21 protein-coding genes and 3 pseudogenes are annotated in these 21,756 nt (G+C 41.3%); 12 read left to right on the top strand and 12 right to left on the bottom strand.

Going from position 1 to position 21,756, the window contains the following annotated elements; translation table 11 throughout:
- Window positions 1-265 precede the first annotated feature (265 nt).
- From ABF638_RS17210 to ABF638_RS17190, 5 genes are all read left to right on the top strand, one after another.
- Window positions 266-937, top strand: a complete 672-nt coding sequence (locus tag ABF638_RS17210) for a PEP-CTERM sorting domain-containing protein (RefSeq protein ID WP_435024102.1) — start codon at window positions 266-268, stop codon at window positions 935-937.
- Between the two features lie 315 nt (window positions 938-1,252).
- Complete coding sequence (locus ABF638_RS17205) at window positions 1,253-2,557, top strand: Tudor-knot domain-containing protein (protein WP_435024101.1); 1,305 nt, start codon at window positions 1,253-1,255, stop codon at window positions 2,555-2,557.
- A 226-nt stretch (window positions 2,558-2,783) separates the two neighbouring features.
- Complete coding sequence (locus ABF638_RS17200) at window positions 2,784-3,902, top strand: phosphotransferase enzyme family protein (protein WP_435024099.1); 1,119 nt, start codon at window positions 2,784-2,786, stop codon at window positions 3,900-3,902.
- On the top strand, window positions 3,899-4,471 hold the full coding sequence (locus ABF638_RS17195) for a DOMON-like domain-containing protein (protein WP_435024097.1): 573 nt from the start codon (window positions 3,899-3,901) through the stop codon (window positions 4,469-4,471). Before ABF638_RS17200 ends, ABF638_RS17195 begins: the two co-directional genes overlap by 4 nt.
- Window positions 4,472-4,537: 66 nt before the next feature.
- On the top strand, window positions 4,538-5,302 hold the full coding sequence (locus tag ABF638_RS17190; protein ID WP_435024095.1) for an ABC transporter ATP-binding protein: 765 nt from the start codon (window positions 4,538-4,540) through the stop codon (window positions 5,300-5,302).
- 64 nt (window positions 5,303-5,366) lie between these two features.
- Here ABF638_RS17190 and ABF638_RS17185 read toward each other — a convergent pair whose 3' ends face one another.
- Window positions 5,367-5,897, bottom strand: a complete 531-nt coding sequence (locus ABF638_RS17185; RefSeq protein ID WP_435024093.1) for an orange carotenoid protein N-terminal domain-containing protein — start codon at window positions 5,895-5,897, stop codon at window positions 5,367-5,369.
- A 224-nt stretch (window positions 5,898-6,121) separates the two neighbouring features.
- Here ABF638_RS17185 and ABF638_RS17180 point away from each other — a divergent pair, with 224 nt between their 5' ends.
- Window positions 6,122-6,496, top strand: a complete 375-nt coding sequence (locus tag ABF638_RS17180; protein WP_435024091.1) for a hypothetical protein — start codon at window positions 6,122-6,124, stop codon at window positions 6,494-6,496.
- 151 nt (window positions 6,497-6,647) lie between these two features.
- Here ABF638_RS17180 and ABF638_RS17175 read toward each other — a convergent pair whose 3' ends face one another.
- Together ABF638_RS17175 and queG are read right to left on the bottom strand one after the other, a co-directional pair.
- Window positions 6,648-7,283 (bottom strand): HAD-IA family hydrolase, encoded by a 636-nt coding sequence (locus ABF638_RS17175; RefSeq protein WP_435024089.1) that lies wholly within the window; start codon window positions 7,281-7,283, stop codon window positions 6,648-6,650.
- Window positions 7,258-8,231, bottom strand: a pseudogene (gene queG / locus ABF638_RS17170) (tRNA epoxyqueuosine(34) reductase QueG). Before queG ends, ABF638_RS17175 begins: the two are co-directional and overlap by 26 nt.
- Before the next feature lie 237 nt (window positions 8,232-8,468).
- Between queG and ABF638_RS17165 the strand changes: the two are divergent.
- Window positions 8,469-8,900, top strand: a complete 432-nt coding sequence (locus ABF638_RS17165; protein WP_435024087.1) for a ketosteroid isomerase family protein — start codon at window positions 8,469-8,471, stop codon at window positions 8,898-8,900.
- 44 nt (window positions 8,901-8,944) lie between these two features.
- Here the strand turns inward: ABF638_RS17165 and ABF638_RS17160 are convergent, their stop codons facing one another.
- The 3 genes from ABF638_RS17160 to ABF638_RS17150 form a co-directional block, all read right to left on the bottom strand.
- Window positions 8,945-9,370 (bottom strand): ATP-binding protein, encoded by a 426-nt coding sequence (locus tag ABF638_RS17160; protein ID WP_435024085.1) that lies wholly within the window; start codon window positions 9,368-9,370, stop codon window positions 8,945-8,947.
- Window positions 9,371-9,373: 3 nt separating this feature from the next.
- Window positions 9,374-11,047, bottom strand: coding sequence for a SpoIIE family protein phosphatase (locus tag ABF638_RS17155; RefSeq protein WP_435024083.1), 1,674 nt, complete (start codon window positions 11,045-11,047; stop codon window positions 9,374-9,376).
- Between the two features lie 163 nt (window positions 11,048-11,210).
- Window positions 11,211-11,930, bottom strand: coding sequence for a response regulator (locus tag ABF638_RS17150; protein WP_435024081.1), 720 nt, complete (start codon window positions 11,928-11,930; stop codon window positions 11,211-11,213).
- 329 nt (window positions 11,931-12,259) lie between these two features.
- Here ABF638_RS17150 and ABF638_RS17145 point away from each other — a divergent pair, with 329 nt between their 5' ends.
- Window positions 12,260-13,015, top strand: coding sequence for a WecB/TagA/CpsF family glycosyltransferase (locus ABF638_RS17145; protein ID WP_435024079.1), 756 nt, complete (start codon window positions 12,260-12,262; stop codon window positions 13,013-13,015).
- 182 nt (window positions 13,016-13,197) lie between these two features.
- Window positions 13,198-13,944: a cell division ATP-binding protein FtsE gene (gene ftsE / locus ABF638_RS17140; protein ID WP_435024078.1), complete on the top strand. Its 747-nt coding sequence runs from the start codon at window positions 13,198-13,200 to the stop codon at window positions 13,942-13,944.
- Window positions 13,945-14,040: 96 nt separating this feature from the next.
- Here ftsE and ABF638_RS17135 read toward each other — a convergent pair whose 3' ends face one another.
- Both ABF638_RS17135 and ABF638_RS17130 read right to left on the bottom strand, forming a co-directional pair.
- Complete coding sequence (locus ABF638_RS17135; RefSeq protein WP_435024076.1) at window positions 14,041-14,814, bottom strand: armadillo-type fold-containing protein; 774 nt, start codon at window positions 14,812-14,814, stop codon at window positions 14,041-14,043.
- A 187-nt stretch (window positions 14,815-15,001) separates the two neighbouring features.
- Window positions 15,002-15,586, bottom strand: a complete 585-nt coding sequence (locus tag ABF638_RS17130; protein ID WP_435024074.1) for a hypothetical protein — start codon at window positions 15,584-15,586, stop codon at window positions 15,002-15,004.
- A 531-nt stretch (window positions 15,587-16,117) separates the two neighbouring features.
- Here ABF638_RS17130 and ABF638_RS17125 point away from each other — a divergent pair.
- Window positions 16,118-17,014: an alpha/beta fold hydrolase gene (locus ABF638_RS17125; protein ID WP_435024072.1), complete on the top strand. Its 897-nt coding sequence runs from the start codon at window positions 16,118-16,120 to the stop codon at window positions 17,012-17,014.
- 258 nt (window positions 17,015-17,272) lie between these two features.
- On the opposite strand, the gene ABF638_RS17120 is transcribed toward ABF638_RS17125, so the two are convergent.
- The gene (locus tag ABF638_RS17120) at window positions 17,273-17,803 is read right to left on the bottom strand and encodes a DUF4330 domain-containing protein (RefSeq protein WP_435024070.1); all 531 of its coding nucleotides are present in this window, start codon (window positions 17,801-17,803) and stop codon (window positions 17,273-17,275) included.
- 394 nt (window positions 17,804-18,197) lie between these two features.
- Here ABF638_RS17120 and ABF638_RS17115 point away from each other — a divergent pair, with 394 nt between their 5' ends.
- A complete protein-coding gene (locus ABF638_RS17115) occupies window positions 18,198-19,055 on the top strand; it encodes a M48 family metallopeptidase (RefSeq protein ID WP_435024069.1) in 858 nt (285 codons plus the stop codon).
- Between the two features lie 56 nt (window positions 19,056-19,111).
- Here the strand turns inward: ABF638_RS17115 and ABF638_RS17110 are convergent, their stop codons facing one another.
- Window positions 19,112-19,867 carry a metallophosphoesterase family protein gene (locus tag ABF638_RS17110; protein ID WP_435024067.1) on the bottom strand — a complete coding sequence of 252 codons (756 nt, stop codon included), beginning with the start codon at window positions 19,865-19,867 and terminating at the stop codon, window positions 19,112-19,114.
- A 289-nt stretch (window positions 19,868-20,156) separates the two neighbouring features.
- Between ABF638_RS17110 and ABF638_RS17105 the strand changes: the two genes are divergently transcribed.
- Entirely contained in the window at window positions 20,157-20,441 is a 285-nt protein-coding gene (locus ABF638_RS17105) for a DUF2470 domain-containing protein (RefSeq protein WP_435024065.1), read from the top strand.
- Window positions 20,442-20,698: 257 nt separating this feature from the next.
- Here the strand turns inward: ABF638_RS17105 and ABF638_RS17100 are convergent.
- Window positions 20,699-21,200, bottom strand: a pseudogene (locus ABF638_RS17100) (transposase); the annotation flags it as partial.
- 147 nt (window positions 21,201-21,347) lie between these two features.
- Window positions 21,348-21,603 (bottom strand): annotated as a pseudogene (locus ABF638_RS17095) (transposase); the annotation flags it as partial.
- Between the last annotated feature and the right edge of the window lie 153 nt (window positions 21,604-21,756).

The raw sequence follows: 21,756 nt of genomic DNA, 5'->3' as shown, positions 1-21,756 counted from the left end.
TAAAAAGTAGTTGGTTGTGATTTTAGGAACTTATTGATCCCCCCTAGCCCCCCTTAAAAAGGGGGGAACCGGAATCAAAGTCCCTCTTTTTAAGGGGGATTTAGGGGGATCTAGAACGTTTTGTTACCGAGAAGAAAACTTTTCAAACATCGTCTTAGCCCTTCCACAAGAAAATGGGAAAGCAACAGTCAAACTGGTAGTTAGTTCAATCTTCAAAACTAGTATCTACTAACAAAGCGGTTTCATAAATTTGTAGGAATTTTATATGTTGAATGCAACTTTTATCAAACGAACAATTCACAAGGCTATGGTTTTTAGCTTCTTGGGCTTGAGCAGTTTCACCATTGCTTCCCCTTCTTTTGCTGCCAGTCTTAATTTAAGCAATTGGGACAAATTGGGTGATGTTGTTGCAGTTCCAAGTCAAGCGACGCTAACAAATGCCTTCGCTGATGGCAATGATGATGCTGACAACTACAATGTCTCAGGTAATGACCCAACTTATATTAGCTCCTTAGAAACTTTTTTAAGTCTCAATCCAGGATCGCTTGGTATTGATGCCACCGAAGGTTCTGCGATTAAAACAGCTTTAAATGTCCTAGCTGGAGATGCGATCAGTTTTGACTATTCCTTATTAACCTATGATACTTTTTCCAGCGATCGCGCCTTTGTAACCATTAGCAACTCAGTTATCCCTCTAACTGGAAGTAACCCTTTTAGCTATACATTTGCAACATCTGGCAGCTACAACATTGGCATTGGTGTTACCGATGTAAATGATACTTTTGGTTCATCAATATTGTCGTTAACAAATGCTTCAGTGACAAATTCCAATCCTCAACCAGTCCCAGAACCTTTAACTACCCTTGGTTCTATTTTGGTTGGTGGGTTTGGAGTTATGTTAAAAAGAAAAGTTGCAAAAAAATGTAGGTTGGATTAACTACAAAAAAAGCAAATACCCTGAGCTATGTTGGGTTTTGCGTTGCTCCACCCAATCTACGCATAATCCATCATTCTAGTCGTGTCAGTCTACTACTTTATATCATCAATTAGTTTTGAGAGTTAAGCGATCGCCTATGTAATATCTCTTAGTTGTAGAACCTGTTGGTAACATCGTTATTTTTTAGTCAGGTTCGGGAACTCTATGAATACGGTTCAGCAATTCGCCCAGCGCCGACGAGAGAAAGGCTTTCTGTAGGGTGTGGGCTGATCTGAATCGTGTTGCAACGATATTTGGAGTTTTGAGGATCGGCTGATGGATAAATCAATTATTCAGTTGGTTGACGAGTTACCGACTGACAATATCACTGTCAAAGTTTTAAAGGCTCTTGATTATGTAGCACCAGGTGAGTGGAGCAATTTGACGGGGTTTGACAATAATATTCGCAGCATCACTGGAGAAACTGATGCTAAGGCAATTCAGAAAATCCGCGATCGCGCCGTCACTTTATACCAAGATCCTCAACAAGGCTACCAGTTCGCAATCAAACTTTATCAAACAATTGATAAGGCAGACACAGCTATGGCGGCGGCGGCTTTAGCGAATAAAGTTAGTGAAAAAATCGGCTTTCTGTCTTTTTTAGGCAATATTACTCCCAAAGCTGATGTCACTCAATCCATTGACTTAGTACTAAAAATTGCTGTCGAAATCATTGCCTTTTGTAAACTAAATGGCATTCCTCAACCTAATCCCCAAGAGTTTGCTAATTCTCTCGCTAACAACTATCAAAATGCATCCCTAATGCGAATGGCCGCTCTAGTTTGTCTAGATGGAATTCTCCCATTAGGCCCCGATTTTCTCAGCAAAATTCAGGGAGTTATTAGTGGTACTGATACTAACGCAATAACTCAAAATCCGGTTTTCTTAGCCGTTAATAACTTTCTCCCAGGTAGTAACCCCTCTGATAAAGTTGGTTTTATCAGTCAGGGTTTCAACTCTGTGCAAGGCTGGATGAATAACTTAGTATCCAAGACAGGCATAACTCCGCAATCAATTTCTAGCCATTTGGGTAATTTTATTCAGATTGCTGATGATAATTTAGATTTTGTTGCAGCATTCCTAGATCAAACTACCAATTACTATGAGCATACAGGAATTCAAACTGTTGCTCGCAGTTTGATTTTGCAAGCATACACTTTAGTAAAAGAAGAAATTCAAAAAGAGTCACAAAAGCCGATCCAAGATGTCTCATCTGCTGTTAAGTCAGATAAGAATCAGTATGAATTAAGCAAAACAGTAGAAGTTTGGGATAATGAGGACGAGGATTGGTATCAGGGAACAATTGAAAAAATCCAAGATGACCAATTTTTTATTCATTACCTTGGTTACGGTTCATCTTATGACGAGTGGGTAGGCGAAGATGACATTCGGACTCGCGATCTTCGCTCCGCTGATGAGAATGGATATGCAGTAGGTCAAAAGGTCAAATGTTGGGATGATGAGCAAGAAGCTTGGTATTCCGCAACAATTGAGCAAATCCAAGGTCAGCAATACTATCTTCACTACGTTGGTTATGATTCATCTTATGACGAGTGGGTTGATAATGATGAGATTTCCTAACTATTAAATTGCAACCCACAGATCCCCGACTTCTCAAAGAAGTCGGGGATCTTGTTTTTCACGAATGATTCAGGATTGCTATAGTACTTTTAAAGATTCATAATTGACATTTGAATAATCAATTACGAATTACGAATTACGAATTACGAATTATCTTAACACTTGCGCTACGATATCCCCTATTGCTTGCGTGCAATGTATGTGAGGAGTAGTACAGGTTAAACACATGACAGAAGAAATCAATACACAGAATACCCGAAATCTAGTAGCGATCGCAGACCAATTCGCCCAACTAGGTAAGGTTACAGGCGTTAAATCATTTGGAAGTGGTAATATAAATGACACCTTTTTGGTAACTCTAAATTCTTCAGAAGAACAGCATTTTGTCCTGCAACGCATCAATACGCAGGTATTTCGCCAGCCACAACTGATTATGCAGAATATGCGTACCTTCACTGAGCATGTTCGCAAACGGTTGCAGCATACACCCCTGAATCGTCGCTGGGAAGTTCCACGCGTACTATTGACCAAAAACGCTCAAGAGTACTGGAAGGATGTAGATGGCTCATTTTGGCGGGCGATTAGCTTTATTGAAGGCTCCCAGTCCTTTGATACTATGAGCGATCGCTCCCATGCCAAAGAAATCGGTTATGCCTTGGGGATGTTCCACAATTTAATCAGCGATTTACCACCAGAAAAACTTGCTGATACCCTTGAAGGATTCCATATTACACCGCTTTATCTCCAGCATTACGAGGGAGTTTTGGCGAAAACTAGTGCGTTTCAATCTGCTGAAGTTAATTATTGCTTGCAGTTTGTTAGCGATCGCCAAACCTTTGCACATATCCTAGAAAATGCCAAAGCTGAAGGCAAACTACCTCTGCGTCTGATGCACGGCGATCCAAAAATCAATAACGTGATGTTTGACACTACTACCCAGCAAGCTGTCAGCGTCATAGACCTGGACACTGTTAAACCCGGTCTGGTACATTACGATATTGGCGATTGCCTGCGATCGGGTTGCAATCCGGCTGGAGAAGAAACTGAGAATTGGGAAAGTGTTTGTTTCGATACTGACCTGTGCCAGGAAATCCTACAGGGTTATCTTGCTGTGGCCAAGGCATTTCTTACTGAGAATGATTATGCTTATATATACGATGCCATCCGTCTTATTGCCTTTGAACTAGGATTGAGATTCTTTGCTGATTATTTAGCAGGAAATGTTTACTTCAAAGTCAAACATCCAGAACATAACTTGGCAAGAGCGCTCGTCCAGTTTAAGCTTACCGAAAGTATTGAATCTCAAAAAACGCAAATTTGCAACATTATTCAAGACATGAAATGAACGAACAGACATTTTCCCTGCAACCCTTCCCCTCTACCGAGTTCTTTCCTAATTTAAAAATTGCAGGCAATATCGCTCGAAATTCTAATCAACTTACCATCTGTTACACCCTTGGAGGCAATTTAAAAGAAATTGCGTTGGTAAAGCCTGTAGCGGATCGCAGAGAAGGTATTGCTTTACCAGCAAACATGCCATCACGCAAGCATGAATTGTGGAAAGAAACCTGCTTTGAGTTCTTCCTTGGCATCAAAGATGCTCAACGATATTGGGAATTTAACCTTTCCCCCGCCGGACACTGGAATGTCTATCGCTTTGATGGCTACCGTCAACGGATGCAAGAGGAAACAGCTTTTGAAAATCTACCGTTTAATGTTGACAATCAAGCTGATAGTTTAGTACTGACTTTAAATGTCGATTTGGATAAAATTATCTCTGTGGAGCAAGCTATTGAAGTTGGTATCACGACTGTCATCAAACATAAAGATAGTGAGGTGACTTACTGGGCATTAAATCATCAAGGCGCGGAGGCTGACTTTCATATTCGAGAGAGTTTTATTGTTAAGTTGTAAAGACTGGTGTTCAAAACGAGAAGCGCTATAATCGCGTCTTTAGCAACTAATCACTAAATCCTTATTATGGCAAACACTATTTCAATTACCGATTCTCCAGTTCCCAATCCTGTTCCTAAACCAACAATTATTCGTTTGGAGAACATCTTTAAAATATATGGCAGTGGCGAAACTGAAGTCAAAGCACTCAACGATGTGAACTTGACTATCCACGAGGGCGAATATTGTTCAATTATGGGCCCTTCTGGTTCTGGGAAATCCACAGCCATGAATATTATCGGTTGTCTAGACAGACCCACCGGCGGACATTATTACTTAGATAATATTGATGTGGCGCAAATGGACGATCGCTCCTTAGCACACATCCGCAATAAAAAACTGGGGTTTGTCTTTCAACAATTCCATCTATTACCCCAACTCACAGCATTAGAAAATGTGATGCTGCCAATGGTGTATGCTAGCGTGAGTCCGAAAGAAAGAAGCGATCGCGCTACAGTTGCATTGACGCGAGTCGGTTTAGCAAATCGCCTCAACAACAAACCAACTCAACTATCTGGTGGACAACAACAAAGAGTAGCGATCGCACGAGCCATTGTCAATCGTCCCGTAGTACTTCTAGCCGATGAACCCACAGGCGCACTTGATTCACGCACAACCCAAGAAGTCTTAGATATTTTTGGCGAACTAAATAGCAGTGGGATCACCGTTGTCATGGTGACTCATGAACCAGAAGTTGCTCGTCAAACCCAGCGCATCGTTTGGTTCCGTGATGGTGAAGTCGTACACTCCAACCTCACCCCAGCCGACTTGAGTCAGTTGGCTGTCTCGTAGGTTCTTCAAGTCCGCGTAGGCGGACTTTGCTTGTGTAGCCGCGACTTCTAGTCGCCAAAGCTGATTACAAACTTGACGTTTTGCCAGTTTCTGCTTGCGTTTCGATCGGCTTGACATCGGTGTAACCCAATTCACCAGCTATTGTCCGAAACACCGACATTTGCTCCTCAAAATCTAGTCCTTCAATTTGGGAAACCAGATCATTTATTGCCTTACTTGCCTGATAGCTAGCTGGTAAGTCCACCACCGTATCCCCCATAGCTACCGCCCAAGCATACCAAACTAACAGCTGGTTGTTTTCTTTGATCGCCCCATAAGCACGAGAATATTCTGTGTCTTTGCGGTTAACAATATCCCGCATAATATCTAATTGCTGCTCATCGGATAATTCAAAATAATCTCCTAGCAGAAGTGGTGCTAACTCTGGTTCGGCCGCAGCGGGAGCAGCTGGCGTGATGGAATCACCCATTTTTTCATAAACAAAATAGAACCAAGCTAATTTGGCATCGGTATCTAAGGCGTTAAACGCATCTACCAAATTTTGAGTTTCATTGCTCTGAGCTTGAGAAATAGTTTTGTCGTAACTTGCAGTCATTATTATTTGTCTCCAACATTATTTAACACGCCAAACTAAGTGTTACCAAAATTTGAGAATCAGATTCTAGTACCAATAGAAAGAGTTAAATTAATTGGAAATTGCTACTTTAATCTACCTTTTAATAGAGGTAAAAATCTCTCTTAAGGAAGCAATAAAGCAGCGAATTGCTTTGCTATGATTGCTCAAGTAAGCAATTAAACATTTAGCTTAAGGTTTTTATTATGACTGATGAAGTAAAGCCCAATTTAAATGAATCTCCCACCCATGATTCACAATTAGCTGCTGAAAGCATAGCTAGTGGTGAAGAAAAAGCACCAACGGTAGATTTTGATGCGGATTATGCAGCTGCTCAACAATTTAGCGTAAGTGAAGTTGATCGCACAGGTAAAGGTGGAACAGCAGCCGAAGCAGCCACAGCACCTAAATATAAAACCTCTAAGCCACAAGAGACAAAAACTGAAGCGCAGTCAACTGGCAATCCTGATGATTTTCGAGAGTTAGCAAAAGAAGTTGGGAATTCTAACACTGAGGGTGTAACTAATGTCAGCGATGATTTAGTACAACAAGCTTTAGAAAAGGGTGAACGGAAAAATTAAGTTTTCCTGATATCTTGCTATTTTGTAGGATGGGCAATGTCACAAATATTAAAATTGAAGTTTTCGTCATTGACAGACATTGCCCACTCGACTGTTTTAGCCATTTGTCAACAGTTGAGATTTTTCTGATCGAATTTTGACTATTTATTAATTAACGACCATTCATCACTTCTAGTAGTTCACTAGGTAACTGAATTAAATAATCTGGATTTTGCTTGGCGAGTACTTCCGGTGAGTTAAAGCCCCAAGTCACTGCAATTACTTGGATGTTTGCTTTCTTTGATGCTTCTATATCTCTAGTTTCATCTCCGACATAAATCACTTCTTGAGGTTTGAGTTGCTTTTGCCTCAATACATTATTAATAATCGTTGTTTTACCAAAAATTGTAATTCCTGAATATATAAAATCAAACAGGTGATTTAAATCATTAATTGTCAGAAATTGTGTAACATTTTCTTTAGAATTAGAAGTAATAATACCCAGTTTATATCCATGATTTTGGAGTTCTATTAATGCTTCTTTAATTCCCGGAATTGGCTTTAATTCTGGGATTTTGTTTTTTAATTCTCCTTTAACTTTTTTAACTAGAAAAGGGATCTTAAATAGAGAAACTCCTGAATACTTAATGATCTCCCTAGATGTTAAGTTCTTGAGGAGGGCTAATTGCTCTGGGCTTATTTGTCTATAACCAAAGTCTACAGCTAGACGATTAGCAATGCTTACAAGGGCGTCTACTGTATCAGCAATTGTGCCATCAAAATCAAAAATAATTACTTTCGGGGTCATTCTTTGCCTGGATGCGTCAAGATTAGCTAGGGCGTTGCGTCGTAACATTTCTGGCTTAATCCGCCGCAGGGCAGATGCTGGAAATCGTTTATCCCAATCCTGATCTGAGATTTGGGCTAATTCTAGCAGGTGGGGAGCAATATTCCCAGGATAAGGCTGAAACTCTGCAATATCAGTTGTGTTGGCAAAACGTTGATTCCAAGGACAAACATCTTGACAAATATCGCAACCAGCAACCCAGCCTTGCAAATGAGGTGTGATTGTTTTTGGTAATTCCTCTGCCCGATTTTCAATGGTATGATAAGCAATGCAGCGATTAGCATCCACGACAAAAGGCTGAGTAATTGCACCTGTGGGACAAGCCTGAAGACAACGAGTACAGCTACCGCAGTGTTCTGTATGCGGGCGATCGCTCTCTAATTCTAAATTAGTCAACACTTCTCCCAAAAATACCCAAGAGCCATATTCCCTTGTAATCACATTACCATTCTTGGCAATCCAACCAATTCCAGCAAGTTGAGCCAATATTTTATCTTGCACCGGGCCAGTGTCTGCATAATAACGAGCTATCACACCTGCATCAAGTGATTCTAACCATGTAGCTAGCTGCTTAAGTTTTTTATGCATCACCTTGTGATAATCCCTTCCCCAGCCATAACGGGAAATTTTGGCGTATCCCTCGCCATCGGGACGTTGATGTGGTGTGTAATAATTCAGCGCCACACATATTAGCGATCGCACTTCTGGCATCACTAAGCGGATATCCTGACGTTTCGGGTTAGCCATCCATCCCATATCCGCGTGATAACCCAGTTCAATCCATGCTTGCAACCTCTGCGCTTCTGTGGCATCTACCCCATCTGCGGCAGCAATTCCAACTTTGTGAAAGCCCAACTCGCTGGCTTTTTCTTTGACTACACTGCTGCTTGTTATGGAATACTGATTCATTTTTTTATTTGGATTTTGCCTAACTAAAGGCGCTATAATTTTACATTACGTAGTTTGTAACTTTAATTAAGATTTATTAATCTCTTATATGCGCCAGTTTTAAGCTGCGTAGCAGCTTAAAACTTCCATCGTGAGGAAGATTTACCAATATGTAGCAATCTATCTCAACAGCGGCTTTCTTTTTACCTATTTTTGTACTGAAATTAATATTCAGATAGCATAATACAGGTAATTCCTATGACCTCTCCTGAATTGATATCCCTAACCCAGTTGAAAGAAGAATTCCAGATAGATGGAATTACAGAAACAAGCATACTGAGTTATTTTGAAACCTTAAATGCAGGAGAATTTGAGGCAACTGCTGCCTTATTTGCGGTAGATGGTGTGATGCGCCCACCATTTGAATCTGATATTGTGGGAACAGATGCGATCGCAGCCTACTTAAAACAAGAAGGCCAAAATATCAAAGCTTACCCCAACACAGGAATAGCTGAGACTTTAGAAAACGGTGATATTCAAATCCAGATAACAGGCAAAGCCCAAACTTCATGGTGTAGTGTGAATGTCTTGTGGTTATTTATCCTCAACCAACAACGGCAAATTTTTTATACTAGAATCAAAATTTTAGCTTCTCCCCAAGAACTACTTTCTTTACGTCGTGAAAAATAGCAAATAAGTATAAATCACATTACCTGCAAAATAGTCACTTTTTTCTATTGGACTAATTCGGGTAAAGTAGCTTGTAACTTTAGACAGTTAGCACCATCAATTTGCAACTGGTAATCTACTTTATCCATGAGACGATTCATAATCAGCCAACCATAACCACCTTCTTGTTTTTCCAATGGGTTTGGAGCGTAGTAGTTAGACATATCAAAGCCTTCGCCGTAGTCCCAAACTTCTAAGGCCAGATCCCGGTCTTTCACTTCCAAACGCAGTAAAATCGGTAAATTTGGTTTGTCTTTGTGGGCATGACGGACTGCATTTGAGTAGGCTTCTACTAAAGCCAGTCTCAAACGACTTGATTGCCGCGACCAATCCACAGATTCTCCTAGCTGAATTTTCAAACATCCCAGCAACCAGTTTTCGACAATATTCAGAAAACTTAAGTCACTCGGTACATGAAGCTCACTTTTCATGACTTACAAAATCTCCAGCGAAAGTATAGTTTGATCGTCTTCTTGAATGTGATTATCTGCCTGGATGCGAGCTAGTAAATGGTTAAGAGAAAGTGGCTGTTGCTCCTGTTGTAAAAGTTGCCAAAGACCATCTTGATTCAGCATGGAACGGTTAACGACTTCAACGCCAGACCCGTTTTTTACTGTTAAATCAGAATCATTTGAGATCATTGCCTCTGTAATGCCATCGCTGGCTAGCAACAATGTGTCTCCAGCGTCAAGAACCAAACGACCAGATTGTGCCTGCCACTTGGGCAAGATTCCCAAAGGAACGCTGCGGACTTTGAGGTAATTAGGATTGTCAGCTAAAACGTCTTGGCGTGACCATAATAGTGGATAGATATGACCGGCATTAGTGTAGACGAGTTCCTTAGTGCTAGGGGTATAACAGGCTAACACAAGGGTGATGAAATAATTGTTGCTAATTAAATCTTCACTCAGAGCGTGATTGAGGTTCTGCATAACCACATTCGGCTCGGCTGGTGTTTCTTGAGATAATTCTCGGCGCAAAACTGAAATAACACTGGCCATAAATAAAGCAGCTGGGACGCCTTTACCAGAAACATCACCCACTGCTAACCACAAATCGCCTTTGGGATGAACAAACACTTCAAAGAAATCGCCTCCTACTTCCCGCGCCGGGTAGCAACAGGCTTGCACCTTCACACCTTTGATGTCAGGTAAAGTTTGGCGTAGTAAGTTGTATTGAATTTGGCGAGCCACCTCCAACTCATTATGAATCTGCTGTTGCTTTTCTTGGAGGCGCTGGTAGAGTTTTGCTTGAGAGAGAGCTAAGGCTGCTTGTTCGGCAACACCTGCAATCAGTTGGATGTCTTCGTCTTGCCAGGGGCGATCGCTTCCCCATTGGTGGAGGGCCAGCACAGCCAATAGATGCTGTTGATAGCTAAGTGGCACAACCAGATGGTGACAAGGAATACCGTCATATATATCTTGAGCAAGTTGATAATGTCGGGTTTCCAGCACTTTTTCAATTAAAATACTGGCATCGAAGAAGCAATCTGATACATGGGATTGAGGATCGTGGTACAAAAACTGGTCTTGTATCAGGCGATCGCCCTCTACTGGTCTTAGTAAGCAACTGGTAGCTTCAAATGTTTGTCCAATAGTTGCCACAATTTTTTGCAGCATACTGTCGTAGTCTAAAGACTCCCGAATTGCCGTTGTTACCGCATTAAATAAAGATTCTCGCCGTAGGGCCCGACGCAACTCTTGGGTGCGCTTCTTAACTAGGCGATATGTATCAGTGGCTTGCTCAACTAACGCTCTCAGCCGATCTGGATTCCAGGGTTTGGTAATGTACTTGAATACCTGACCGGAGTTAATCGCATCTACCAAATCTTCGACATCAGTAAAACCAGTTAACAAAATCCGAATCGTGTCTGGAAAGCGTTCTACGGTGCGACTAAAAAATTCAGTGCCATTCATTTCTGGCATTCTTTGGTCAGAAATAATCACCGCCATTTCGCCAAATTGATCCAAGATTTCCATAGCACCAAAGGCATGATTGGCTTTATATACTTGAAAATCTCGCCTAAAAGTGCGGTAGAGTAAATCTAAGTTATCTGGCTCATCATCTACCACCATGAGCTTAAGTTTGTCCACCCCGTTCTCAGCCATATTTGACTTTATTTTTCACATATTTGAATGGCGAGATAGTGTGATATTTATCTCACCTGATAAGTAACAAAAAATCAGAGAAGCCATTCACTTTGAAAATATGACTTTCTCAAAGTTGTGAGTTCCCCTTGATCATCCTCAATTGTCCACTGCAAAATTAACTTTATCCAACTAACCCAGAACGCAATGCGCGTACTGCTGCTTGGGTACGGTCATCTGCACATAGTTTATTCAAAATATTACGAACGTGAGTTTTAACAGTCCCAACAGTGATATAAAGTCTTTCTGCAATTACTGCATTACTACAACCTTCGACAATCAACTGTAACACTTCCAATTCCCTTTCTGTCAGGGTGTAAGGCTGAATTTCCTCCGAATTCTCAAAAGAATCAGGGTTAGGAGCAATAGTCTTAGTATCGACAAAAGCCGATTCCAACTTTTGGGGATTTTGTTGCGCTTGTTGTAATACAATCCGAGCGATCGCTGGATCGATCCAGGCGTTGCCATTGTAAGTGACTCGTACTGCTTCCAGCAAATTATCAAATTTGATATCTTTCATACAGTAAGAGTCTGCGCCAGCGGCAAAAGCTGCCAACACCGCTTCTTTATTATCCCGTAGTGTCAAAATTAACACTTTTGTCAGTAGCTGCTGTCCATTAGTAGTAGATTTTACCTCCCGTGTTAACTCAATGCCATCCTTATCTGGTAAACCAATATCTACAATGGCAATATCTGGTCGTACCATTTTTAACATTTTTAGCCCCTCAACAGCATTGGCAGCTTCACCTACAACTTCAATTTCATCCTTTTGCAGTAATGCTGTCCGAATACCTACACGAGTTAGGTCATGATCTTCAATCAGAGCAATGCGAATTTTACTCATAGCCAACTTCAGCCCGTTACACTACCTTAACCATAAAGTCGAGTTTCGTGACATACTCCCACACTAACTGCAAGCAGTATAGTGGGGGCTTCTGTTCCCGGAACCAGAGTTGCGAGTTGAGCGTTTTATACTGAGTGAATATTACACTTTAACAATAAATTTGGACTGATTCAGTCCAAGTACAAGCGCCCAAGACTAGTTAGTTTAATTATGCTTTCTATCGTTGCAGGGCAATGGAGAATCCCTCCTGCCTCAGTTCTAATATAAAAAAATTTGATAAACTTAACATTCAAGCGAAATCTGGTGTGAGAGTTACTCAAGAATAGGCTATGTCTAACGGCAATCAAGCATTTTCAGTGTTGGGAATACCAGTTCATGTGATGGCTAACTATCCAGGCTGGTTGTTAGAATGCCTGCACGCAGGCAAGGGAACTCATGTAGTAACGCTCAATGCAGAAATGACTATGCAGGCAGAGCGAAATCAATTATTAGCTCAGGTCATTAAAAATGCTGAACTCGTGATTCCAGATGGAGCAGGGGTTGTTTTGTATTTGCGGTGGCTGTTATGGCAAAAAGTGCAGCGTTTTCCGGGGATTGAGTTAGCAGAAAAGCTTTTGCAAGAACTTGGGCAACAACAGACAAGAGCAAAGATATTTTTCTATGGAGCAGCGCCGGGAGTAGCTACAAATGCGGCAGATTTTTGGCAGCAGCAAATTCCAGACCTCAATATAGTAGGCACTCACTCAGGCTACCATTCTCCAAAAGAAGAAGCACAATTGCGAGAAACTCTTGCTCAATTGCAGCCACAAGTGATTTTTGTCGGTTTAGGAGTGCCACGTCAAGAGTTATGGATTGCCGAAAACCGTCATTTGTGTCCTCAAGCAATTTGGATTGGCGTCGGTGGCAGTTTTGATATTTGGTCAGGAACTAAAACTCGTGCTCCCGCCTGGTTAGGAAATAATAATTTGGAATGGTTGTATCGGCTTTATCAAGAACCTTGGCGCTGGCGGCGGATGTTGGCTTTGCCAGAGTTTGCTGTGAAAGCGTTTATTTATCGTTTGACAGCAAAGGGTGCAATTAGTTAAGAGTGCTGAGTTTTGAATTCTGGGTGCTATTACTTAGTTTGTATTAAAGTATTCAAAAAATTTTAAATTTTCTTTGTTGAATTTTAAATTCCCAGGCGAAACCTGGGAATCCTTATTTTTGAGGGGAATGTCACATCTCAGCAGGCAAACTGTTTGGTTGTGGGTATGAGGAAAATTTAACAATGCCAGTATTGACAACTCAAGTTAAGACAGAAAAATCCGTTCATAGAGAGGACTGTGAAACTCAACAGCACGATCGCAATACGATCGCAAAGGTGCAATTGCAATCTGTAACCAAGACCTATACTAACGGCACTCACGCCTTGTTAAATGCGAACCTTGAGGTAAGAAAGGGAGAATTTCTGTTTATCACGGGGCCAAGTGGTTCTGGTAAATCAACCCTCTTGAAACTGCTGTATGGGCAAGAGTTGGCTACACAGGGAGAAGTAATTGTTGATGAATGTAATGTAGCGGATTTACGGGGCGATCGCTTGTCATTATTGCGGCGACGGATTGGCATTGTGTTTCAAGACTACAAACTGATTACTCAGCGAACAGTAGCGGAAAATGTGACTTTTGTGCTGCAAGCTCAAGGGTATACCCGTAAAGAAATTCAACGACGTTTAGAACCAACTTTAAAGCTGGTAGGTTTGCTGAATAAAGCTGACTGCTTTCCAGACCAACTCTCAGGGGGAGAGCAGCAGCGGGTGAGTATTGCTCGTGCGATCATTGGTACGCCACCCTTGTTGTTGGCAGATGAGCCTACTGGAAATCTCGATCCAGATAATTCCTGGCAAGTGATCCAGATTCTTCAGAAGTTAAATTCCTTTGGAGCTACAGTAATTGTTACCACCCACGACGAACAATTAGTGCGGCGATGCAATCATCCGGTAGTCCAAGTTCGCAATGGACGGCTGTCTCGAAAATAAGTATTGGGGATTGGGGATTGGGGATTGGGGCATTGAAAATTAATTAGGACTCATCATTTAACCAAAGACCAATGACAAATGACAAATGACCAATGACTAATAAACGTGATGCTTGACTTTTGCTGAGACGGGTGTGAAAGTTGTTGCTGTTTTGGGGGGTAGCACTTGTAGGCGATCGCAGGCTTGTAAACTCTTAAAAGCTGCCTCTCGAACTACAGCTTCTTCTTCTCGACTGAGTAGGAGTTGCAAGCATTGAACAACATCTTGCTGCACTGAAGAATCAACTCGCTGACGGGTGATGACTTTAGTTAGTTGACGTAGGGCAATCAACCGCTTCAATGGATCTTTTTCTGTTAAATTGACCAACAACTGATCGAGATGGTCTTCTTCTCGATTTTCATAAAAGTTGACAATTTGCCAAACCAATAAAATTAAAGTTAACAGAGTACCCACGCCTTGCGCGATCGCACCAGCGGCAATCCACGGACTGTGAGAGTCAACCCAAATTGCCGCCGCCATGTAAGTGCTGACAGTAGCAATACCACCACTAATGACTGCTAGGGCTAACCGACGATTTGAACTATTTAAGAAATTGCGTATTTTTGACCAGCGCAATTGCCAGTCCCACTCCTGCATTGAGTAAACCAATACCATTACTCCAATGCCGACTAAGAGAGCCAATAGCAGTTTCCAGTTCCACAACAACATAGCAACAACGATTGTCACGAACCCAAGAAATACCCCAGGCCCAGAGAAGCGCTTAAATGTTTGCTGCTTTATGGCTCCCTTTGTCTTGAGTTTTGGAAGCGACCAGTTCCAGTTAGGGATCTGGTTGATCAATTGCTGCCAAGAAGACGAAGCCTGTGCCACAGTGTTTACCTACTTGATTACGAAATTACCTATTGTATAAGTTTTACTATGGATAAAGAAAGGATGAAGACCCAAACTACAAGATCCCCAGTTTTATGGTCGGATAGTAGACTAGTACAGCACAGCGGAAACAAAGATACCATTTTAAATCCCTCAGAGCAAGGGCATTTTGTACGTAAGTCCTAAATTAAAGACAAAAACGAAACTGATCAAGGGTGAATTGACCATTAAAAGCACAGAAGGTAACGCTGTAGATGTTATTCGCACTTATAGATAATAAGGCATTGGGGGAAATTGCTGAGTCGGAATTGGCAAGATTAGAGCCTGGTAGTGCAGTTTGAGCAAGCAGTTGTCGATCGCGATCGTAGGCGGAAAGCACTAGCCGTTGCGAACTAGTGACAAAGGCGCTAACTGAGTTAACTGGACGCAAGAAAGTAGCTTCTAAAAATCCGCTTTTGGGCGCTCCCATTAAGACTGTTAGCCCTGAATAGGTTGGAAATGCTGGATTTGATGGCTGTATTGCTAGAGAATTGTGAAAAATTACTCCCCAGCGTTCATACTGACGCTCTACTGCTTCAAAACACTTCAAGTCTTCTAAGTCTAAACAAATACAAGTAGGTGCAGTTACTTGGGCAACGTCAATTACTGGGTCGATCTGACCCCGCCCAGCTGAAGCTTTAATTTCGTTTTGTATATTAAATTTGTCAAGCGCAAATTTAGCGTCTTCAATCGTTGGTATTTTATTGGATTGAAGAGTAGCCTGCTTTACCATGACATCCCGCCTTACTATATACTTAGATAATAATGAAAGTATTTATACGTTAAATGCTAATTTCTGCGTATGAAAGTAGAATTAATAGCTTATTAAAATGAGCGTTTTAACTATTTTTCACGCTGAAAATTATTTATCGGTTTTTTGATACACTACCATAAAAACTTATGCTGGATTTACTCTGGAGTGATCCTCGCTACCATTAAAAAGTCTTATAAAACAGTAATTTCAACGTTAAGTTACTTTTTATTATGAAAAAAAATCACCAAATCTTTACAAGTAATCCAGTAATTTTATATCTACTTAATCTGACGGTGGTGAGAAGGCTTAAAGTGATTGGTTAGTTGATAATAACAATGAGCGGGGAGCTTGAACTAAATACGTAAGCATCCAGAGTGACTAAATAAGACGCGGCAAGGGTAAAACACGGAGACGTGGAAAAATTATCAAATACTCTCTCCGTATCTCTGTGTCCCAGGTCTTTTATTTGACTTGTGCCAACTAATAACTACAGTCAACAAAAAAATACTTATGTTTCAACCAATAGGATTTGAACAACGCTCCATAAATACCTCACTAGGTAGAATGGTATATTATACTGCTGCTGGAGAACCTTGGCTGGATGATGTGACTGCCAAAGATGATCGGGAAACTTTAGTGTTTCTACATGGCTTTGGTGGTGGATCTTCTGCTTATGAGTGGTCGAAAGTTTATCCAGCTTTTGCGGCTGAATATCGCGTGATTGCGCCAGATTTGATTGGTTGGGGTAGGTCTGAGCATCCAGCACGGAGTTATAAGATTGAGGATTATTTGATCACGATTCGGGAGTTTTTCGAGCAGACTTGTACTGGTCCAGTAACAGCGATCGCTTCTTCGTTGACCGGAGCATTTACAATTCGGGTAGCAGCAGATCATCCTGATTTATTCAAGTCTTTAATTCTTACCACCCCCGCCGGACTTTCCGATTTTGGCGAAGACTACTCCCGTAGTTTTTTTGCTCAGTTAGTTAGCGTTCCTGTTGTTGATCGCTTACTTTACAGCACTGGAATTGCTACTAGTGGCGGTGTTCGCGGCTTCCTAGAGCAACGGCAATTTGCTAAATCTAATCGAGTGTACGAAGAAATTGTAGATGCTTATCTACAATCCGCCCAACAGCCTAATGCTGAGTATGCGGCATTGTCATTTGTACGTGGCGATTTATGCTTTGATTTATCCCTTTACATTCAACAGTTAATTACCCCCACCGCCATTATTTGGGGACAAAAGTCAGAATTTACAGGGCCCTCAATTGGTCGCCGCCTTGCCGAAATTAATCCCCAAGCGATCCGATTTTTTCAACAATTAGAAGATGTGGGGTTAACACCGCAGTTGGAATTACCAGCAGTGACAATTGGATTAATTCGCAAATATTTGCCTTTGCTTAATTAGGTTCTTTAGTAGCATCTCAGTTTTGCAAATATACCTGGCGATTAGAAATCGCGGCTACACAAACGTTCGCCCTTGGCCTACCCTCCGGGAAGGCCAAGGGCGCGGACTTAAGAAATTGGAAACCCGCCTACGCGGGTTTTGTCTGTTATGTACACACATGTCTTATATAGTTGCTCTGCACAGCTTTGATGTCACCCAGTTTACGCCAGTTGTTTTTCCTGTTAGAGATGGAGAAATATATAAGACAAAATGTGAATGCTATTTGTCAAATCTGATATCAATAACAGTTGCATTGAAGTTGTAGTTAAAGCCTTCTAACTCAAATGGCATACCAATTTTAACTTTACTGCTACCTAGAACTAGTCCGCTTTCGGTCTGTTTGGCTTTGCCTTCTAAGGTCAAAAGCATATCTGTGCTAAAATTATTGGTCTTTGGATCTGGCAATTCTTTAACAGTGCCATCAGGTTGGAAAACATTGACTGTTCTAGGTAGCTGCTGAATAGATTTAATCTCAATTTGCCCATAAGGTTGATTGCGGATAATCACATTAGTTTTTCCGCCTGTTTTTAAGCCGTTATTAAATAATTGCTCAGGATCACGTACATTCAAACCACGAACTACTAAGTCTACTTCTATCGGTACTATTTTCTCACCGATTTGGGCAAGACCCAAGCTAGACAAGAAGGTAGACAATATGACAAATATAACTAGCAGAGTTACCAGCGCAGCACCTAAATCTAGGAGGTTGATTTTGCCGAACAAACGACCTTTTGAATCTAAAATAGCCATAAAAACTTTTCCGAGGTAATAGCGAAGTAATTGATTGTAGCAAGAAGGTTTTTGATGGGAACGGCAATTTTCCCTATTTGGTAATAACTCAAAGCTTTCGAGGATTGCGGTTATGCGACAGTTTATCACGAGTTCGCAAGTTCCGAGGAGTGGCAGCTAAACCTTAAACTTGTACCTATTAAGACTGACGTATCTAGAAAGTAGAATCTAGTGTTAAAACCTATCTCTAGAGGGAATCCCTAGCGCCGCACAGTTCAGTAGATTTGCGTAAGGATTATCTGTATCACAAATCCTTTGGTCTTGAGTGAATAATTGCAACTTAGAATACTCTAAATCCGTCTCATAATTTGTCTCATTATTTTATGTTCTCCCGAAATAATCTTCAAAGCGTATTATGTTCAATTGGAAAGGTTTTGTTACAAATTACCGTATGTGGCGGCGCCGCTGGTTTTATCCCCTAATTTCGGTGGTAGTCGCGCTGAGTCTGTGCCTGAGTACACCCTTGCCTGGAAGAACTTTAGACTTCTTGCCTCTGATATTGCAGGGAGTCCAGGTACTTCAGCTTTCTAATATATCCGATCGCCAGGAAACTGATATTGGTAAGCAGATTAATCAGCAAATACTGGGAAGTCAAGTCCGACTTTACCGAAATTCTAATGTTAATGCCTATGTCGAACAAATTGGTCGGCGTTTAGCGGCCAATAGCGATCGCCCCAATCTTCCCTATACCTTCCAAGTGGTTGAAGATGATGCTATTAATGCCTTTGCTACTTTAGGAGGTTATGTATATGTCCACACGGGTTTGCTGAAAGCTGCCGATAATGAAGCGGAACTCGCAAGTGTCATCGCCCATGAAATTGGTCATATTGGCGGTAAACACCTGGTTAAACAGATGCGGCAAAAAGCGATCGCTAGTGGTTTAGCAACAGCAAGTGGTTTAGATCGCAATGCAGCTGTGGGTATTGGTGTAGAACTTGCTTTGAATCGTCCCCGCAGTCGTAGTGATGAATTTGATGCTGACCAAAGAGGGTTAAGAACTTTGACACGCGCTGGTTATGCCCAGTCTGGGATGGTTTCTTTTATGCAAAAGCTGCTGAAAAAGGGTGGTTCTGTGCCAACATTTTTGAGTACACACCCCGGAACCAGCGATCGCATTAATGGACTTAGACGTGCTATTAACTCCCAACCTAGTAATGGGAAATATGGCTTGGATAACGCTAGTTATAAAGCTAATATTCGACCATTAGTGTAGTCTTGAGGGTCTTGGGAATTGGGCATTGCTTATTCCCCTCATCTCCCCACTCCCCCTCAATTCTTATTGCGACGATCAACTTTAATCTTGGCTGGATCAACGTTAATTACAACTTCTTCTAAAGGCAGGACACGGATATAGTTTTTAAATATGTTAACTTGATAAACCAAGTCATTTGTGACATCCAGTCCAGTCAACCAGCCACTCCGGGGATGATAAGCGCCAGTATCTATGTCTAGCCATCCCCTTCCTTGTGCCAGTTTACCAGGAGAAACACCCGGCAGAGTAAAGGTAATGGTGTGACCGATAATAATTTGCTTATCTGGAAAGTAGGGTTTTTCAATGCTGTGAAATTCCTCTCGTATCCAGCACAGTTCATCGGCTGTTTGTTCTGTCACTGACTTGGAAGGGTCAACACCAGCATGAGTTAACCAAACATCCCCCAAGTCAATGTATGTAGGCAAAGTTTTTAACCAATCCAGATGGTCATCAGGAATTGGAGCCTCTTGGTAACTGGCCACGGTAGCTTGTCCTCCACCATACAGCCATGCTTGCATCGTCGAGGAGGAAGTCTTTTCATTGGTCAGAATGTTTAATAACATCTGCTCGTGATTTCCCAATAAACATGAGTAGTTATTTCGCTTGACAAAATTAACTACTTGTGCACTATGGGGTCCGCGATCAATTAAGTCTCCCAGAAAATAGACTTGATCTTCTGATGTGGGGGCGATCGCCTCCAACAATGTCATTAAACCTTCATAGTGTCCATGCACATCCCCAATTACAATTCGTCTGGGGCTAATTTCGCTCATTGTCTCTTAGCTACAATAGTTTTGGCTAATACTTCTGCTACAGTTTACGCTGTTTGCTTTCCGCAATTAAAGGTAAAAATACTGGATAATGTTTATTTTAATTTAATTGTTGTACGAGTAATAAACTTAACTTATCAAATATATACAACGGCAATTGTTTTTCAGATATCACTTATAATAACGATGGTGCAAGACTAATGCCTTTTCTGCTAATTTGAAATATTGGCAAATCTCATCTACTTAGGTGAGAATTTAGACTCTTGCCGTATTGGCCACTTTTAATCTCACAATGTCTAAAGATTTTTCTCCTGAAATTAGTTCGCGCATCTGCAAGCATATGAATGATGATCATGCTGATGCTGTAGTTATTTATGCTAAAGCTTTTGGTGGTGTGACAGATGCGATCGCAGCTGAAATGCTTTCAATTGATGCACAGGGTATGGATTTAACAGCGCAAGTAAATGGGGAACCTGTACCCGTTCGCATTCAATTTGATCATGTTTTAGCAGATGCGGAAGATGCCCATCAAACTCTGATTGCGATGGTGAAGCAAGCGCGGGTGAAGACTAATTAGAAATCGCTTCAGCTTAGATCGAATCTTGTTTTGCGTATTGATTTTCTCAAAACTCTAATTATTCAGAGTGTTAAATATTACTTGTATTTGACATAAATGAGTCGCTGCACTGGGGCTGTGATAGCGTATTGTAATACGCTGCAATAATCTTGATTTTCTTAAGCAATCGTACTGATAAGTGAGTGATCGCTGACTGATTATTTTATAGAAAGAGATGCCAGCGGCTTTGTCTTAGAGACCATTTATAAAGTAAATCTTTAGGAGGTTAAACGACGCAGCATAATGCGAGTCATAACAGTATATATAGCAGCCTCACTCATTTCAGGAAGATATTCATAATCTTTCATAATCTTTGCTTAGGCGACGATACTGGTTAAACCAGGCAAATGTTCTTTCTACTACCCAACGCTTGGGTAAAACTTCAAATTGTTTTTCTTTCCGGTGCATTACCTCAACTTGAGCTTGAATCATTAACCAAACTGCCAAGCCAACCTTGTCACCATCGTAGCCAGAGTCAACCCACATAACTTCAACTTTTTCCAATAATTCTGGACGTTCCTCGGCAAGTTCCATCAAGGCATAGGCCGGCCGCAAGAACCCTCTCTCCAGCATTTCCTTCGCTCACGATGACTTTGAGTAACAGACCAAGGCTATCAACTATTGTTCTTCCTTTAATTAGTTTGCCACCATCAAAGCCGTACACATCCCCTTTTTTTCAGTCGTTTTTACCGACTGGCTATCTGCTGCTATCGCACTTGGCTTTGCCAAACGACCCATTTTCTCTCTTAAGCGATCGCGCAATATATAGGACTCATATTTGATTTCTGAAAAAACTCAGTACAACTAAGAAGCCTTCTTTCCTGTTGCCTGCCTACGCAAATCAGTTCAGAAATCAAAGCGGATTCCTATATGATTTAATTCTTCCCAAACCCCACGTTTTTGCCATTTTCGGTAATAGCTGTAAACAGTTGCGCTTGGGGGAAAGTCACGCCTGTTGCATATCCCATTGGCAACCCGTTTTTAAGTGATAATAAATGGCATTACATACTTTTCTGATATCAGTTGTTCGGGGATGACCACCAGATTTTGCTGGTGGAATCAATGGTGCCAATATTTCCCATTCTAAATCACTAAGGTCAGTAGAATAAGCTTTTCGAGCCATCGCTTTATAAGTGGATACACCTTCTTTGAAGTATCCTACCTTTGCAATTATGCTTGGCTAACCATCTTTAGATTTACTTTATAAACAGCCTCTTAGAGGGTGTTTGAAAAGTAGGTCAGGGTGTAAAAAAGCTCTCTCAGTATAAGCTGTGAA

The sequence above is a fragment of the Nostoc sp. CALU 1950 genome, from assembly GCF_051172895.1.
Taxonomy (GTDB): domain Bacteria; phylum Cyanobacteriota; class Cyanobacteriia; order Cyanobacteriales; family Nostocaceae; genus Nostoc; species Nostoc edaphicum_A.
Note: the sequence above shows the minus strand (reverse complement) of the source record. Positions and strands in the feature narration are given on the sequence as shown.

What these genes read in the sequence shown, in the direction of transcription:
- ABF638_RS17210 (WP_435024102.1), top strand. Translation starts at nt 266, where the DNA reads ATGTTGAATGCAACTTTTATCAAACGAACAATTCACAAGGCTATGGTT.
- ABF638_RS17205 (WP_435024101.1), top strand. Translation starts at nt 1,253, where the DNA reads ATGGATAAATCAATTATTCAGTTGGTTGACGAGTTACCGACTGACAAT.
- ABF638_RS17200 (WP_435024099.1), top strand. Translation starts at nt 2,784, where the DNA reads ATGACAGAAGAAATCAATACACAGAATACCCGAAATCTAGTAGCGATC.
- ABF638_RS17195 (WP_435024097.1), top strand. Translation starts at nt 3,899, where the DNA reads ATGAACGAACAGACATTTTCCCTGCAACCCTTCCCCTCTACCGAGTTC.
- ABF638_RS17190 (WP_435024095.1), top strand. Translation starts at nt 4,538, where the DNA reads ATGGCAAACACTATTTCAATTACCGATTCTCCAGTTCCCAATCCTGTT.
- ABF638_RS17185 (WP_435024093.1), bottom strand. Translation starts at nt 5,897, where the DNA reads ATGACTGCAAGTTACGACAAAACTATTTCTCAAGCTCAGAGCAATGAA.
- ABF638_RS17180 (WP_435024091.1), top strand. Translation starts at nt 6,122, where the DNA reads ATGACTGATGAAGTAAAGCCCAATTTAAATGAATCTCCCACCCATGAT.
- ABF638_RS17175 (WP_435024089.1), bottom strand. Translation starts at nt 7,283, where the DNA reads ATGACCCCGAAAGTAATTATTTTTGATTTTGATGGCACAATTGCTGAT.
- ABF638_RS17165 (WP_435024087.1), top strand. Translation starts at nt 8,469, where the DNA reads ATGACCTCTCCTGAATTGATATCCCTAACCCAGTTGAAAGAAGAATTC.
- ABF638_RS17160 (WP_435024085.1), bottom strand. Translation starts at nt 9,370, where the DNA reads ATGAAAAGTGAGCTTCATGTACCGAGTGACTTAAGTTTTCTGAATATT.
- ABF638_RS17155 (WP_435024083.1), bottom strand. Translation starts at nt 11,047, where the DNA reads ATGGCTGAGAACGGGGTGGACAAACTTAAGCTCATGGTGGTAGATGAT.
- ABF638_RS17150 (WP_435024081.1), bottom strand. Translation starts at nt 11,930, where the DNA reads ATGAGTAAAATTCGCATTGCTCTGATTGAAGATCATGACCTAACTCGT.
- ABF638_RS17145 (WP_435024079.1), top strand. Translation starts at nt 12,260, where the DNA reads ATGTCTAACGGCAATCAAGCATTTTCAGTGTTGGGAATACCAGTTCAT.
- ftsE (WP_435024078.1), top strand. Translation starts at nt 13,198, where the DNA reads ATGCCAGTATTGACAACTCAAGTTAAGACAGAAAAATCCGTTCATAGA.
- ABF638_RS17130 (WP_435024074.1), bottom strand. Translation starts at nt 15,586, where the DNA reads ATGGTAAAGCAGGCTACTCTTCAATCCAATAAAATACCAACGATTGAA.
- ABF638_RS17125 (WP_435024072.1), top strand. Translation starts at nt 16,118, where the DNA reads ATGTTTCAACCAATAGGATTTGAACAACGCTCCATAAATACCTCACTA.
- ABF638_RS17120 (WP_435024070.1), bottom strand. Translation starts at nt 17,803, where the DNA reads ATGGCTATTTTAGATTCAAAAGGTCGTTTGTTCGGCAAAATCAACCTC.
- ABF638_RS17115 (WP_435024069.1), top strand. Translation starts at nt 18,198, where the DNA reads ATGTTCAATTGGAAAGGTTTTGTTACAAATTACCGTATGTGGCGGCGC.
- ABF638_RS17110 (WP_435024067.1), bottom strand. Translation starts at nt 19,867, where the DNA reads ATGAGCGAAATTAGCCCCAGACGAATTGTAATTGGGGATGTGCATGGA.
- ABF638_RS17105 (WP_435024065.1), top strand. Translation starts at nt 20,157, where the DNA reads ATGTCTAAAGATTTTTCTCCTGAAATTAGTTCGCGCATCTGCAAGCAT.